A 14,266-nucleotide genomic window follows, 5' to 3' on the forward strand; every position below is an offset into this window, starting at 1 on the left:
TCTAACAAGGCACAGTATGAAACCCTTCACTGCAAGCCGCCTCGCCCGCCTGGCCGCGGGCACCGTCCTGCTGGGCGGCCTGGCCGCCGGCGCGGCCGCGGCCGACCTGGACGAGAACTGCGTGGTCAGCGTCCTGAACCGCAACGTACAGGTCAAGGCCGACGGCAGCTGGGTGCTGCCCAACCTGCCCGCCAACTTCGGCGAGGTGCGCGCGCGCGCCACCTGCGTGCGCAGCGGCGTCACCACCTATGGCGAATCGAACACCTTCACCATCCCGGCCAACGGCTCGGTGAACATCCCGCCGATCCACATCGGGCCGACCACGCCGATCCCGACCAGCCTGGTCCTGTCGGCCTCCCCGACCGTGCTGACCACGCCCGGCGCCACCACCCAGCTGCGCGCCATGGCGACCTACAACAACGGCGGCAGCCAGACCGACGTGACCGGCAGCGGCACCAGCTTTTCCACCACCAATCCGGCCATCGCCACCGTCAGTGCGGGCGGGCTGGTGACGGCGGTGCGCAGCGGCACCGTGGTGCTGCTGGCAAACAACGAGGGCACCTCCGGGCTGCTGCAGCTGCGCGTGTCCCTGCAGGGCGCGGACAGCGACGGCGACGGCATTCCGGACGAAGAGGAACTGCGCCTCGGCATGAACCCGAACAACCCGGCCGACGGCCAGCTCGACGTGGACCATGACGGCCTCACCGCCGCCGAGGAATTCGCGGCCGGGTCCGACCCGCGCAACCCGGACAGCGACGGCGACGGCCTGAGCGACGGCGCCGAGGTCAAGTGCGGCCGCAGCGCCTGCACCAGCCCGCTCCTGGCCGACACCGACGGCGACGGCGTGCGCGACAAGCTGGAGCTGCAGACCGGCAGCGACCCGCTCAACGCGGCCAGCGTCAACTGGGGCGCGGCGATCGCAACGATGCGCGTGGCACCGGCCAACTTCACCCTGGTGGTGAACTCACTGACCGGCAGCGCCAGCGTGCAGCTGACCGTGACCGGCGTGCTGGTCGACGGCACCGAGGTCAACCTCACCAGCAGCGCGCGCCAGACCGCCTACGCCAGCAGCAATGTCACCAGCTGCAACTTCGGCGCGCCGGACGGCCGCGTGTACGCCAGCACCGCGGGCACCTGCGACATCACCGTCAGCAATAACGGCCACACGGCCGTGGCCCAGGGCATCGTGCAGGACTTCGCGCCCAACCAGCTCGGCTACATCACGATTCCGGGCTTTGCCAACGGCATCGCGGTCAGCGGCGACTACGCCTTCATCGCGGCCGGCAGCAGCGGCCTGCAGGTGGTCAGCCTGAGCGCCGACCGCCGCACGCCGGCGATCGTGGCCAGCCTGAACCTGTCGGCTAACGCGAACGACATCACCCTGGCGGGCAACATCGCCTACATCGCCACCACCGGCGGCCTGAAGGTGGTCGACGTGGCCACCCCGACCGTACCGCGCCTGCTCGGCACCTTCAGCGGGGTCGGCAACGCAATGGGTGTCAAGGTGCGCGGCACCACGGCCTATGTGGCCGCGGGCAGCACCCTGTACATCGTCAGCGTGGCCAATCCGGGCGCGATGATCCAGGCCGGCAGCATCGGCCTGTCCGGCCAGGCCTGGAACCTGGACGTGGACACCAGCCGCAACCTGGCCGCCGTCGGCATGGGCTATGGCGGGCTGGCGCTGGTCGACATCTCCAACCTGTCGGCCCCGGTGCTGCGTGGCACCGCCCAGACCGGCGATGCGCGCGGCGTGGCCCTGCGCGGCAACCTGGCGATCGTGGCCGACTACAGCAACTCGATGACCTCGGTGGACATCGCCAACCTGGCGGCGCCCCAGATCCTGTCGCGCACCCAGCAGTCGCTGGGCGGCCTGCTGCAGAACGTGATCCTGTCCGGGAACTTCGCGCTCGGCGCCGACGTGGTGTTCGTGAACGGCGTGCCGATCGTCGACATCTCCAACCCGGCCGCGCTGCAGCCGCGCACCATCCTGAACTTCCCGGCGCGCGACGACAACGGCATGGGCATCGCCGCCGATGACAGCTTCATCTACCTGGTGACCGAGCACAGCAGCCTGCAGCGCGGTGGCAGCAGCGGCGACAGCCGCCTGTACATCGGCCAGTACCAGCCGCGCGTGGACCTGGCCGGGGTGGCGCCGACCGCGGCGATCTCGCTGCCGGCCGAAGGCACCCAGGTGTACGAGGGCGCGCCGCTGACGGTGGTGGCGGAGGCGCAGGACGACATCACGGTGGCCGCGGTGCGCTTCCTGGTCAACAACCAGACCGTGTTCACCAGCACCGCCGCGCCGTACCAGTACACCTTCACGGTGCCGAACGGCGTCTCGTCCCTGACGCTGGGCGCGGTGGCCCGCGACCTGGGCGGCAACGAAGGGGCGGCTGCGCCGGTGACGGTCAAGGTCGCACCCGACCCGCTGACCACGGTGATCGGCCGGGTGATCGACGTCGGCGGCCTGCCGCAGGCGGGCGCCACGGTGACCGCACCGGGTGGACGCACTGCCACCACCGATGCGGACGGCCGTTTCCAGATCGTCGGCGTGCCGACCGTGCTGGGCAACCTGGTGCTGCAGGCCAGCCTGACCGGCGGCGACGGCCTGGTGCGCACCGGCGCCTCCGGCGCCACCGCGCCAGTGCTGGCGGGCACCACCGATGTCGGCAGCATCACGCTGATCGAGGCGCGCTGGGAGGATAACTTCGGCACCCTGTGGACCACCTGCGACGACTGCAACACCACCCGCACGCTGCCGTTCACCTTCCCGTTCTACGGCCAGCCGCAGACCACCGCCTACGTCGGCACCAATGGCTACATCACCTTCGGCAGCGGCGACAGCACCTACACCGAAAGCGTGCCTGCGTTCAACAATCGGCCGCGCATTGCCGCCTTCTTCGACGACCTGATCGGCGGCGGCGGGGTGCTGATCAACGACACCCTGCCGGACCGCTTCGTGGTCACCTACGACCGCACCCGCCAGTACTCGCAGGGCGGCAGCAACACGCTGCAGATCCAGCTGTTCAAGGACGGCCGCATCATGTTCGGCTTCAAGGGCATCACCGCGCTCACCTCGGGCAGCATCACCGGCCTGACCCCAGGGCCGAACGCGCCGTTCCAGCAGGTCGACTTCAGTGCCACGCCGAGCCTGGAGCTGGCGGCGCAGACCGCGATCTACGAGTATTTCACCTCGACCAGCCTGTTCGACCTGGACTACGCCTTCATCGTGTTCACGCCGACCGCCGCCGGCGGCTACAGCGTGCGCACGGTGCTGGCGCCCGTGACGGCGCCGGTGGCGACCCTGGTGGGTGCCCCAGCGGGCAGCTCTGGGCCGACCATGCTGCGCGCCGCGATGGCCACCACCACCTCGGTGTCCGCCAGCACCCTGGCCAATGCCGAGGTGCGGGTGCGCTCGTCCACCAACCCGGCCTGGGCCGGCATGGTGAACACCGATGCGCAAGGTGCGTTCAGCCTGTACGGCGTGCCGCCAGGCGGCGTCACCATCGAAGTGTGGCGCAGCGGCGTGCTGGTGGCGCGCGGCGCCGCCGTCTCCACCGGCAAGCTGACCGAGGCCGAACTGCTCCAGGCCCAGCTGGCGGCGCCGGTGGCCCAGCCAAAGTCGGGAGCCGGGCAATGAGCCGGCTGCTGCGGGTAAGTGCCTTGCTGGGCCTGGCCGCCGCGGGCGGCTGGGCGCTGGCCCAGGTCGATGCCTCCCTGGGCACCGGCGGCATCGGACGCGAGATCGCCGTCGAGCGCCATTTGCAGGATGACGAGGAGTTCCGCGTTCCGCTGGCGGCCCTGATCGAGCACGGGCGCAAGCTGTTTGCCGCCAACTGGACCGGGACCGAGGGCGGCGGACGCCCGCTCACCAAGGGCAACGGGCGGGCGCTGTCCGACCCAGCCTCGCCGCTGGTGGGCATGCGCTCGATGAACCGGATTTCCGGTCCGGACTCGAATTCCTGCGCGGGCTGCCACAACCAGCCGTTCGGCCAGGCCGGCGGCAGCGGGGACTTCGTCGCCAACGTGTTCGTGCAGGGGCAGCGCTTCGACTTTGCCACCTTCGACCGCGGCGACAGCGTGCCCACGCGCGGCGCGCTGGACGAGGCGGGCAAGCCGGTGACGCTGGCCTCGATCGCCAACTCGCGCCACACGCCGGGCATGTTCGGCGGCGGTTACATCGAGATGCTGGCGCGCGAGATCACGGTCGAGCTGCAGCGCATCCGCGATGGCATGAAGCGCGGCGAAACGCGGGTGCTGCTGGCCAAGGGCATCGACTTCGGCAAGCTGACCCGCCGCGCGGACGGGCTCTGGGACGTCAGCCAGGTCAAGGGCCTGCCGCGCCTGTCGCTGCTGACCGCCACGCCGATCGATCCGCCGACGCTGGTGGTGCGGCCGTGGCACCAGGCCGGCAATTCGGTGTCCCTGCGCGACTTCACCAACACCTCGTACAACCACCACCACGGGATCCAGACCACGGAGCGCTTCGGCGCCAACGTGGATGCGGATGGCGACGGCTTTGTCAACGAGATGACGCGCGCCGACGTGACCGCGGTGGCGGTGTTCCAGGCCACCATGGCGGTGCCGGGGCAGGTGGTGCCGAACGACGTGAAGGTAGAGAAGGCGATCCTGCACGGGCAGCAGAAGTTCAACGAGTTTCGCTGCGCGTCCTGCCACATCCCGTCCCTGCCGCTGTCGAAGCAGGGCTGGACCTACACCGAGCCGAACCCGTTCAACCCGAACGGCAACGCACGCGTGGGCGACATCCGCACGCTCAAGCTGGACCTGAACGACCCGGCCCTGCCGCAGCCGCGCCTGACCCCGGCCACGCCGAACGACGAGCAGCTGATGGTGCCGGCCTACACCGACTTCCAGCTGCACGACATCTGCGACCCCAAGGATCCGGCGCCGCCGGAAAGCCTGGACATGAACTGGCCCGTGTGGGCGCCCAAGTTCCTGGACGGGAACCGGCGCTTCCTGACGCGGCGGCTGTGGGGCATCGCGAATTCGGGGCCGTACTTCCACCACGGGATGTTCAGCACCATGCGCGAAGCGGTGCTGGCGCACCATGGCGAGGCGGAGGAATCGCGCAAGGCCTTCGTGGGCGGCAGCGACTATGACCGCGACGCGCTGATCGAGTTCCTGAAGTCGCTGCAGGTGCTGCCACCGGGCACGCGTGCGCTGGTGGTGGACGAGAACTTCCAGCCGAAGCGCTGGGGCACCACGAGCACGGCGGCGGTCAGCAACCCGGCTGTTTCAGCGAAAAATGGGGGCAAAACGGCCGCTTTGCCGCGTTGAGCGCGAATTCTTCCGAGTTGTGTGCGTTATCTAACGGAAGAGGGCGCATTGATAACCTACTATGGACTCGTCTCTTTCAGGACATCCCTAGTTTTGGACTTCAGCCCGCTCCCCCAGCGGGCTTTTTTTTTGGCGCTGTCACCGTTAAGTGTGGAACCTGCAGGTAACGCGCGTGTCGAACCAAGTATCTCGTCAGGAGGCTTGGTCATGCGAAAGTCTGATTTCGAAGTCTGGCTAGAGGGATTCAAACGACTAACTCGCACTCAGCGAGCGCACGTGCTGGCTCTCATGCGCGCCGCCGAGCCACCACCCGCAGCGCAGCTCTTAGAGGACGCGGGTGCTCCGGTACTCGCGTGCCCGGCCTGCCGCGGCCACCACCTCCATCGCCACGGTCACAAGTCGCAACTGCAGAGGTATCGCTGCGTCGACTGTGGCCGCACCTTCAATTCACTCACCGGCACACCCATGGCCAGGCTCAGATTGAAGGACAACTGGCTGGCGTACTGCAAAGCCCTGCTCAGATCCGATACCGTTCGGCGCGCAGCGGTGCGGGTAGGCGTTCACAAGAACACAGCATTCCGCTGGCGCCACCGCTTTCTCACCCTACCCAAGACGGACCGGCCGTTTCCACTGCACGGAATTGCAGAGGCCGACGAGCTATTTCTACGCGAGTCGGAAAAAGGCGCGCGCCACCTGGAGCGACCACCCCGCAAACGCGGGGGCGCAGCGACGAAGCGCGGCATTTCGCGCGAGCAGGTGTGCATCGTTGTCGCCCGCGATCGAGCTGGCCAGACTGTCGATTTCATTGCTGGGAAAGGTCCGGTTACCAAGCTTCAACTGCACCGTGGGCTCGCACCGATCCTCGCACCGGATGCATTGCTGGTGACCGACGCCAATGCCTCCTACCGGTACTTCGCCCAGGAACGCGGCTTTATGCACCAGTGGGTGAATCTCAAGGCAGGCGAGCGGGTCAAGGGCGCAGTCCACATCCAAAATGTGAACGCCTATCACAGCCGATTTCGGGGATGGCTCAGCAACTTTCACGGGGTCGCGACTCACTACCTGTCTAACTATCTGGGCTGGCGGTGGGCGCTCGATAAAAGTCGTATCGATGACCCCGCCGTCCTGTTACGAGCGACTGTCGGAGCGTTCTCCCACACTTAACGGTGACAGAGCCTTTTTTTTTGTCTCAGCGCAGAACCTGCGCCAACTTTCGACTGCCTGCCGAGTGGAAAGCAGCAGCGTAGTGGCGCCGCCCAGAATAAGGGTCGGGCGGTCATCGGCAAGTGGTCCCAAGTCTTGAGCGGAGAGCAGCAGTGTCACCGCAGTGATTTTCAGACCAGAACAGGCGCCAACCGTAGCAAGCAATGTTCTCACGGTTTCACCAGTGTCCGGCCATCGTTTGAAGCATGCTGCGGCCACCACGATCGTCAGAAAAACAAAGACCGCGAAATACGCGGCCATGCTTCCAAACGAGGGCAGGGCGACGAGTATGGCCGACCTCATGGTGACTTCGCTGTGACGAAACCGATCCAGCTGCCCAGGGCTAGCCCGGCCAGCAGGCCGGGAACGCCGAAAACGCTGCCGAGTGCGCCTCCGCCGACTGCCGATACGAAGACGGAGTCGAACCGGGAGAAATCCGCACGCGGCTCGGCATTGCAACGGTCAAGCGAGACGCTTTTCCTGACAGGCTTGACTTTGACGTTCATCTCCCCTCCTGCATAGAGTAGAAAAACAGCTTCCTACTTCGCGAGCGGGTCGTCAAGCCGGCACAATTGATCGCATCCAAAACGAAGCGTGCCGTTTTCTGATCCCTTGGTGCTGGACAGTCAGAGCAGGGCGGCGGTGAGGGAGCGCACTTCGTCGGCGGACTCGGCCAGAATGCTGGCGAGGGTGCCTTCGCCGACCACGAAGTCGATGGTCGCTGCCGACTGCGGGCCAGCCGCGCCGGGGCGCTCATGCAGGGGCGAGGCGACCGGGGCCAGGTCGTTGGCCAGCATCAGGGTGTCGCCCAGGGTTTCCGGGGGCAGGGCGCGCATGCCGTTCCACAGCGCCTCCACGGCCTCCAGCACCGCGGCGGGCACCCCGAGTTTCAGCAGCACGGCGCGGCCGATCTCGATCTCGCCGTGCTCGATCCATTCCTCCGGATCCCCGTCCAGCAGGCCCGGGAATTCCTCCACGCGCGACAGCAGGTAGAACGCACCCACCTCGTGCACGATGCCTGCGAACAGGGCCGTCTCCGGGTCCACCTGCGCCACCTTGCGGGCAATGACCTGGGCCAGTGCCGCCACATGGGCCGAGTGCTGCCACAGCTGGTCGGCCTTGGCGCGCAGGGCCGGGTTGGCAATCTTGCTGTCCAGCTGCCGCACCACCACGGCCGCGACCAGCGCGCCCAGGGTGCGGAAGCCCACCCGTTGCACCGCGCTGCGCACGCTGGTCACTTCGTTGCCGGCCCGGTTGTAGGCCACCGAATTGGCCAGCGCTACGGTGCGCGCGGCCAGCACCGGCTCAGCCTGCACCAGGCGGGCGGCGGCCTCGATGTGGCAATCGGGATCGTTCAGTGCGCGCTGCAGGGTGAGCGAGGCTTCGACGCTGGTCGGAAAGGCCAGTTCGCCCCGCGCAGCCTGCGCGGCAATCTGCTTGAATACGTCGGGTCTATCCATACGGAAATTATAAACCCGGTTCCATGCTCAAAAACCGGGCAATTGGTGCTGCACGGCATTATTTTTGGCTGGGCGGCACGGCTTCCCCCATAGCGGGGGCCTATGGCCGTGCGGCGTCAGCCGGCGCTGAAGATGGCGTCGTAGCCGTCCTGCGGGCCGTCCGCATCGCTGAGCTCGTCTTCGAGCCCGATGTCGGTCAGTTCCTCCACCGCGTTCATGAAGTTGTTGGGGCGGGCCGCGCCGATCAGGCGGTAGATCTCGCCCGCCTCGTTGCGCAGGCCGATCAGCATCTTCTCCTGGCGGACCTCGGCTTCGGGCGCCGCGTCGAGCAGGATGTTGGCGACGATCTGGCGGTCGTACTTGGCTGGTTTCTTACCTTCGAGCAGGACGGTTTTCAATGGTTTTCCTCTTTTTCTTCATCGGGGTGGGGTGTGTGGGCCAACTGCTCCTTCATGCGCGCCAGGGTCGTTTCGAGTGCCGCATAGTCGGCCTCGGTGTACGACGCGAACAGGCGCTTGCCGTCCGCGACCACTTTCGGGAACACGTCGTGGAACACCGCGTCGCCGGCCGGCGTCAGGCGCACGAAGAACGAGCGCTTGTCGTCGCTGCTCTGCGTGCGCGCCACCAGGCCCTTGGCTTCCAGGCGCTCGATCACGCCGGTCAGCGTGCCCTTGGTGATCAGGGTCTTCTCGCCCAGCTCCTTGTAGCTCATGCCGGGCGTGTTGCCGAGGGTGGCGATGATGTCGAACTGCGCGTGGGTCAGGCCACTGCGCCGCACCGACACGCCCGAAAAGCGTTCGAAGCCCTGCATGCACTCGGCCAGCAGGCGGACACTTTTTAAGTACCGTTCACCCATAGTTCACAGATTATAGCGGTCCACGCCATTTTGCTGCCGGTGATACCATTGCCGGTCTTGCCAGACGCGTCAGCGCGGCGATCCTTCAACATCAAAGCGACATCCGAAAGCCAGTTCATGACCCAGCACCTGCGCGGCATCCTCGCCCTCCTGCTCGTGACCATTGTGTGGGGCACCACCTTCCCGGCGATGAAGGACCTGACCGTCCACTTCTCGGCGGCGTGGATCGTGTTCGTGCGCTTTGCCATCGCCAGCGTGCTGCTGCTGCCGTTCCTGGTGCGGGGCACGCGGCGCGACATCGTCAACGGCGCGGTGCTCGGACTGCTGCTGTACCTGTGTTATGCCCTCCAGGTCGAGGGGCTGGCCCTGACCAGCTCCAACCGCAACGCCTTCATCACGGGCCTGAACTGCGTGTTCGTGCCGCTGATCGGCGTGTTCCTCGGGCGCGGCGTGGAAAAGCGCATCGTGCTGGCGCTGGTGCTCTCGGTGCTGGGGCTTGCGGCCCTGTGCTGGGACGGCGGGCGCTGGACCTTCGGCGATACCCTGTCGCTGGCTTGCGCGGTCAGCTACGGGTTCTACATCCGCATGATGGCCACCCGCACGCAGCAGGCCACCAGCCTGATGACGCTGACCGCCGCGCAGATCGTGACGGTGTGCGTGTGCGCGGCCGTGTGGCTGCTGCTGCACGAAGTGCCGCGCACCCCGGTCGACCTGCCTAATGACTACAACGACTACTGGGAATACATCGGCCGCAGCCTCGCGCAGCACTGGCTCAACTTCGCCTGGCTGGGCGTGATCTGCACCGCGGCCATCATCTCGCTGCAAAGCTGGGGCCAGCGCCACACCACGGCCAACGAGGCGGCCGTGATGTACGCCTTCGAGCCGGGAGCGGCCGCCGTCTTCGGCTACTTCTGGATCAACGAGACCCTGACGGCCCGCGGCTGGCTCGGCGCGGCCCTGCTGATCTCCGGTATGATAGTCAGCCAATGGAATACCGAGAGCCGTCCAGCGGCCAGCCTCGCTCCCGAATGAGCCTTCCTTCCCATCCCTGTTGACGACCGTGCGGCCTGACGATATCGCGCTGCTGGCGCAGGAACGTCCGCTGCGTGTCCTGCTCGTGCATGCCGGCGAGGCGGATGCGCTGACCTGGTCCGGCGTGTACCAGCCCTTGCGCATGGCGGCCAAGCTGCTCGGGCCCGAGCGGCTGCACGTGGACGTGCGCAGTCCCGACAAATTCGCCGCCGACGCCCCGCGCCATCACTGGCACCTGGTGCTGCTGGTGGCCGACGAGGCGCAGGCCGCGCTGCGCCCCCCGCAGCTGCGCGCCATCGTGGACCGCTGCCGCGCCGCGCCGTTCTGGGGTGGCGTGGGTGCGGGCGTGCTGTGGCTGGCCGACAGCGGCGCCTTGAATGGCGCGCGCACCGCGCTGCCCTGGTCCCTCTACGCGGACGTGGACACCGTGGCCGATCACGCGATCTTCACGCCGCACCTGTTCGAGGTGGATGGCCACCGGCTGACATGCTGCGGCGGCGCCGCGTCGATCGATTTTGCGTTGACCCTGGTGGAGTCGCTGTTCGGCGCGGGCGTGCAGGCGCAGATCAAGGAGGCCTTGTGCGTGGACCGTGTGCGCGGCCCGCAGGAGCGCCAGCGGGTGGCGCTGCAGGCCCGCTTCGGCACCCTGCAGCCGAAGCTGACGGAGGCCGTGACGCTGATGGAAGCGAACATCGAAGAGCCCTTGTCGACCGACGACATCGCGCAGCTGGTCGGCATTTCGCGGCGGCAGCTGGAGCGGCTGTTCAAGCAGTACCTCGATTCGCTGCCCTCGCGCTACTACCTCGAACTGCGCCTCAAGCGCGCCCGCCAGCTGCTGCGCGACACCAGCCACTCGATCGTGCAGGTCGGCCTGATGTGCGGCTTCTCCTCCGGCTCCCACTTCTCCACCGCCTTCGGCCAGCTGTTCGGCAACACCCCCCGCGAAGAGCGCCAGCGCAAGCTCGCCGGCCAGTAACGCCGCGCGCCCGAGCCGATTCCTACCCCTCTACGCCGGGGTACGTCCCCAAGTGTTTCGGCGGGGCGGCTGGCGTCACATTTCGGCGCCCTTTGCGGCGGACGCGCTATGTGCGGGCTGTGGGAAAGATCCGGAGCGGCGGGGCGGAAAGCGGGAAAGAGGGGTAGGAAGCAGAACCGCGTCCGTGGCGGCACGTTCTACGCGGTTCGGCTTGGCTGGCGGGTCAGGTGGCGGGCGGGATGTCAAGCATCGAGGTGAAGACCTGCTTGCCCAGGCTGCGGGCGGTTTCCGCCATCAGGTCGGCGCCGGACGAGGCGCCGCCGATGCGCAGGACGGCGTCGCAGCGGGACAGCAGGCGCTGGGCGTGGGGATGGAACAAGGCGTCGTAGATGGCGTCGCCGTCGGCGCGCGAACCGGCCAGGCGCACGGTCGGCAGGGCGAGCCATTCGCCCAGAACGGGCAGGTGTCCGGCCTCGTACAGCGGCAGCACGCAGGCCTCCATGGCCTCGACATTGCGCGCGATGAGGGCGGGATCGCCGCCGGTGCCGGAGCGGTATGGGCCGGCAATCAGGATCATCATCGCGCGCGGGGCGAACAGGTGCTGGGCGGCGTACTGCAGCAGCAGCACCGTCTTCCCATCGACGATGCCGCTGCCGATCATGCCCAGCGCCGCGTCGATCCCCAACTCCAGCACGTCCAGGTCTTCGCCTTCCTCCGCGATGCCGCCGCCCGCGCTCACGCGGTCCTGTGCCTCGTACTCGGCCACGAAGAAGTGCAGCCGCTCGGTCACGCTGCCGGGGCTCATGAACAAGTCCCACAGCCGCCGCACCGCGCCCACCCGGTAGCCCGTCTCCTCCTCGACTTCCGCCCGGATGCGCTCCTCGGGCGCGGCTCCGTCGAGCAGCCCCGCCGCGGTCTCGATCAGGTACCCGTCATGCCCGTTCACCCACGCGGGCAGACGGAACTGGCGCGTCAGCACCACGCTGCGCCGCGCGCGGTTGTACAGCAGCAGGGTGGCCCCATTGCCCCGGTCATAGGTCTCGCGCGTCTGCTCCACACGCACCCCGTCGCGGCCGGGCAGGGCGAAGGTCGTCTTCTTCAACACGCCCCAGTCATCCGACAGCAGTTCCACATTCCTGATCTCTACCAAAGCTTTCACGAAATCTCCAATTCATGCAATTTCGTGTAAACTATCGTGCATGATCGTGCAATGTCAAGGACAACCCGCATGCTGACCCGCCAGCGCAAGCAGCACCTCCTCGACCTCCTCAAGCGCGACGGCCGCCTGGTCGCCCGCCAGCTGAGCGAGGAATTGAACGTCTCCGAGGACACCATCCGCCGCGACCTGCGCGAGATGGCGCGCGACGGCCTGCTCCAGCGCGTGCACGGCGGCGCACTGCCCGCCAGCCCGGCGCTCGGCAACTTCACCGCACGCCAGGACATCGCCACCGATGACAAAGCCGCCATCGGCCGCGCCGCCGCTGCCATGGTCCAGCCGGGGCAGGTGATCTTCGTGGACGGCGGCACCACCTGCGCCCAGCTGGTGCGGGCCCTGCCGCGCCACCTGCAGGCCACCGTGGTCACCCACAGCCCGTCCATCGCCATGGAGCTGATGGGCCATCCGGCCATCGAGGTCGTGATGCTGGGCGGCCGCCTGTTCCGCCACTCGATGGTCAACGTGGGCGCCGGCACCATCGAGCAGATCGCGCAGATCCGCGCCGACACTTACTTCATGGGCGTCACCAGCGTGCACCCGGACACCGGCCTGTCCACCGGCGATTACGAAGAAGCGTGCGTGAAGCGCGCCCTGTGCCGCGCCGCCGCCGAGACTATCGTGCTGGCCTCCTCCGAAAAACTGGGCACCGCCGCGCCCTACAAGGTGGTAGGCCTGCAGGATGTCAGCGGCATCGTGCTTCCCGCCGGCGCCCCGGACGAGCTCACCCAGCCATTGCACGACCGCGGGCTTGCGTTGACCTTCGCGGAGGCATAAATCCGCGGGCATGCACGTTCGACAACACGTGCAAAACTGAAAATGCCTGTCGCCATTTCAAAAGAATCCCGCAGATGCGTTTCCTATAATGGCCCGACCATTGATCAACCTGAAATGGATGAGGAAGCCCCATGACCGCAATGCTCGATTCCAGCGCCACCACCCGCCCTGTCTCCCGGCAGACTTTCGACGAAGTCATCGTCCCCACCTATGCGCCGGCGGCCATGATCCTCGTGCGCGGCAAGGGCCTCGAGCTGTGGGACCAGGACGACAAGCGCTACCTGGACTTCACCAGCGGGATCGCGGTCTCCGCCCTGGGCCACTGCCCGGACGCCGTGGTGCACGCGCTGACCGAGCAGGCCCACAAGGTCTGGCACCTCTCCAACGCCTACACCAATGAGCAGGTGCTGCGCCTCGGCCTCGCCCTGACCGAAGCCACCTTCGCCGACCGCGCCTTCTTCTGCAACTCCGGCGCGGAAGCCAACGAAGCAGCCCTCAAGCTGGCCCGCAAGTACGGCCACGAGAAATTCGGCGCCCACAAGTCGCGCATCGTGTCCTGCCTGTCCTCGTTCCACGGCCGCACCCTGTTTACCGTGTCCGTCGGCGGCCAGCCGAAGTACACCGAAGGCTTCGAGCCGCTGCCGCCGAACATCGACCATATCAAGTACAACGACATCGAATCCGCGCGCGCCGCGATCGGTGACGACGTCTGCGCCGTGATCGTGGAGCCGATCCAGGGCGAGGGCGGCGTGATCCCGGGCGACACCGCCTTCCTGAAGGAGCTGCGCGCGCTGTGCGACAAGACCGGCGCCCTGCTGATCTTCGACGAAGTGCAATCCGGCGTGGGCCGCACCGGCGCCCTGTACGCCTACATGAACCATGGCGTGACCCCGGACATCCTGACCTCGGCGAAAGCACTGGGCAACGGCTACCCGATCGGCGCCATGCTGACCACCAACGACATCGCCAAGCATTTCGGCGTCGGCTCGCACGGCACCACCTACGGCGGCAACCCGCTGGCGGCTACCGTCGCGCTGAAGGTCATCGAGACCGTGAACCAGCCGGCCTTCCTGGCCCGCGTGCGTGAAGCGGCCGACAAGATCGTCGCCAACCTGCGCAAGCTGAAGGCCGACTACCCCGAGGTATTCGGCGAGCCGCGCAACGCCGGCCTGCTGATTGGCCTGCCCCTGGCCGATGCCTACAAGGGCCGCGCCAAGGACTTCACCAAGGCGGCTGAAGCCCTCGGCCTGATGCTGCTGGTGGCCGGCCCGGACGTGATCCGCATGGCCCCCGCGCTGGTGGTGACCGACGAGCAGATCGCCGAAGCCGACGCGCTGCTGCGCAAGGCCATCGACGCGGTGCTGGCCCCGGCCTCCGCCAAGTAAGCGGGCTTCCGGTGGGCCTGGCGGCATGCGCTGCCGGTCGGCCCGGCGGCCTGCAATGCCGGGTGG

The 14,266-nt window shown here is 67.5% G+C and carries 11 protein-coding genes and 1 pseudogene; 7 read left to right on the top strand and 5 right to left on the bottom strand.

Annotated features, from left to right (window positions below):
- The first annotated feature begins 16 nt into the window (after window positions 1-16).
- The 3 genes from E4L96_RS04530 to E4L96_RS04540 all read left to right on the top strand — a co-directional run bounded on the left by E4L96_RS04530 (window position 17) and on the right by E4L96_RS04540 (window position 6,462).
- Window positions 17-3,640, top strand: a complete 3,624-nt coding sequence (locus E4L96_RS04530) for an NIDO-like domain-containing protein (RefSeq protein WP_135206034.1) — start codon at window positions 17-19, stop codon at window positions 3,638-3,640.
- Window positions 3,637-5,298: a di-heme oxidoredictase family protein gene (locus E4L96_RS04535; protein WP_135206035.1), complete on the top strand. Its 1,662-nt coding sequence runs from the start codon at window positions 3,637-3,639 to the stop codon at window positions 5,296-5,298. The genes E4L96_RS04530 and E4L96_RS04535 overlap by 4 nt, the downstream gene beginning before the upstream one ends.
- 207 nt (window positions 5,299-5,505) lie before the next feature.
- A complete protein-coding gene (locus tag E4L96_RS04540) occupies window positions 5,506-6,462 on the top strand; it encodes an IS1595 family transposase (RefSeq protein ID WP_135206036.1) in 957 nt (318 codons plus the stop codon).
- 338 nt (window positions 6,463-6,800) lie between these two features.
- Here E4L96_RS04540 and E4L96_RS04545 read toward each other — a convergent pair whose 3' ends face one another.
- From E4L96_RS04545 to E4L96_RS04560, 4 genes are all read right to left on the bottom strand, one after another.
- On the bottom strand, window positions 6,801-7,007 hold the full coding sequence (locus E4L96_RS04545) for a hypothetical protein (RefSeq protein ID WP_135206037.1): 207 nt from the start codon (window positions 7,005-7,007) through the stop codon (window positions 6,801-6,803).
- A gap of 120 nt (window positions 7,008-7,127) precedes the next feature.
- Window positions 7,128-7,961 (bottom strand): HDOD domain-containing protein, encoded by an 834-nt coding sequence (locus E4L96_RS04550; RefSeq protein ID WP_135206038.1) that lies wholly within the window; start codon window positions 7,959-7,961, stop codon window positions 7,128-7,130.
- A gap of 116 nt (window positions 7,962-8,077) precedes the next feature.
- The gene (locus E4L96_RS04555; protein WP_135206039.1) at window positions 8,078-8,359 is read right to left on the bottom strand and encodes a hypothetical protein; all 282 of its coding nucleotides are present in this window, start codon (window positions 8,357-8,359) and stop codon (window positions 8,078-8,080) included.
- Window positions 8,356-8,817: a MarR family winged helix-turn-helix transcriptional regulator gene (locus E4L96_RS04560; RefSeq protein WP_135206040.1), complete on the bottom strand. Its 462-nt coding sequence runs from the start codon at window positions 8,815-8,817 to the stop codon at window positions 8,356-8,358. Before E4L96_RS04560 ends, E4L96_RS04555 begins: the two co-directional genes overlap by 4 nt.
- Window positions 8,818-8,934: 117 nt before the next feature.
- Between E4L96_RS04560 and E4L96_RS04565 the strand changes: the two genes are divergently transcribed.
- Together E4L96_RS04565 and E4L96_RS04570 are read left to right on the top strand one after the other, a co-directional pair.
- Entirely contained in the window at window positions 8,935-9,849 is a 915-nt protein-coding gene (locus E4L96_RS04565) for a DMT family transporter (protein WP_135206041.1), read from the top strand.
- Between the two features lie 28 nt (window positions 9,850-9,877).
- On the top strand, window positions 9,878-10,825 hold the full coding sequence (locus tag E4L96_RS04570) for a GlxA family transcriptional regulator (RefSeq protein ID WP_135206042.1): 948 nt from the start codon (window positions 9,878-9,880) through the stop codon (window positions 10,823-10,825).
- Between the two features lie 592 nt (window positions 10,826-11,417).
- Here E4L96_RS04570 and E4L96_RS24215 read toward each other — a convergent pair.
- Window positions 11,418-11,984, bottom strand: a pseudogene (locus E4L96_RS24215) (NUDIX domain-containing protein); the annotation flags it as partial.
- A 69-nt stretch (window positions 11,985-12,053) separates the two neighbouring features.
- Here E4L96_RS24215 and E4L96_RS04580 point away from each other — a divergent pair.
- Together E4L96_RS04580 and astC are read left to right on the top strand one after the other, a co-directional pair.
- Window positions 12,054-12,815 (top strand): DeoR/GlpR family DNA-binding transcription regulator, encoded by a 762-nt coding sequence (locus tag E4L96_RS04580; protein ID WP_135206044.1) that lies wholly within the window; start codon window positions 12,054-12,056, stop codon window positions 12,813-12,815.
- 131 nt (window positions 12,816-12,946) lie between these two features.
- Window positions 12,947-14,200, top strand: a complete 1,254-nt coding sequence (gene astC / locus E4L96_RS04585; protein ID WP_135206045.1) for an acetylornithine/succinylornithine family transaminase — start codon at window positions 12,947-12,949, stop codon at window positions 14,198-14,200.
- The last annotated feature ends 66 nt before the right edge of the window (window positions 14,201-14,266 follow it).

It is taken from the genome of Zemynaea arenosa (assembly GCF_004614185.1).
GTDB classification, from domain to species: Bacteria; Pseudomonadota; Gammaproteobacteria; order Burkholderiales; family Burkholderiaceae_D; genus Telluria; species Telluria arenosa.

Excerpts from the sequence above, each read along its gene's own strand:
- E4L96_RS04530 (WP_135206034.1), top strand. The coding sequence starts at position 17 with ATGAAACCCTTCACTGCAAGCCGCCTCGCCCGCCTGGCCGCGGGCACC.
- E4L96_RS04535 (WP_135206035.1), top strand. The coding sequence starts at position 3,637 with ATGAGCCGGCTGCTGCGGGTAAGTGCCTTGCTGGGCCTGGCCGCCGCG.
- E4L96_RS04540 (WP_135206036.1), top strand. The coding sequence starts at position 5,506 with ATGCGAAAGTCTGATTTCGAAGTCTGGCTAGAGGGATTCAAACGACTA.
- E4L96_RS04545 (WP_135206037.1), bottom strand. The coding sequence starts at position 7,007 with ATGAACGTCAAAGTCAAGCCTGTCAGGAAAAGCGTCTCGCTTGACCGT.
- E4L96_RS04550 (WP_135206038.1), bottom strand. The coding sequence starts at position 7,961 with ATGGATAGACCCGACGTATTCAAGCAGATTGCCGCGCAGGCTGCGCGG.
- E4L96_RS04560 (WP_135206040.1), bottom strand. The coding sequence starts at position 8,817 with ATGGGTGAACGGTACTTAAAAAGTGTCCGCCTGCTGGCCGAGTGCATG.
- E4L96_RS04565 (WP_135206041.1), top strand. The coding sequence starts at position 8,935 with ATGACCCAGCACCTGCGCGGCATCCTCGCCCTCCTGCTCGTGACCATT.
- E4L96_RS04580 (WP_135206044.1), top strand. The coding sequence starts at position 12,054 with ATGCTGACCCGCCAGCGCAAGCAGCACCTCCTCGACCTCCTCAAGCGC.
- astC (WP_135206045.1), top strand. The coding sequence starts at position 12,947 with ATGACCGCAATGCTCGATTCCAGCGCCACCACCCGCCCTGTCTCCCGG.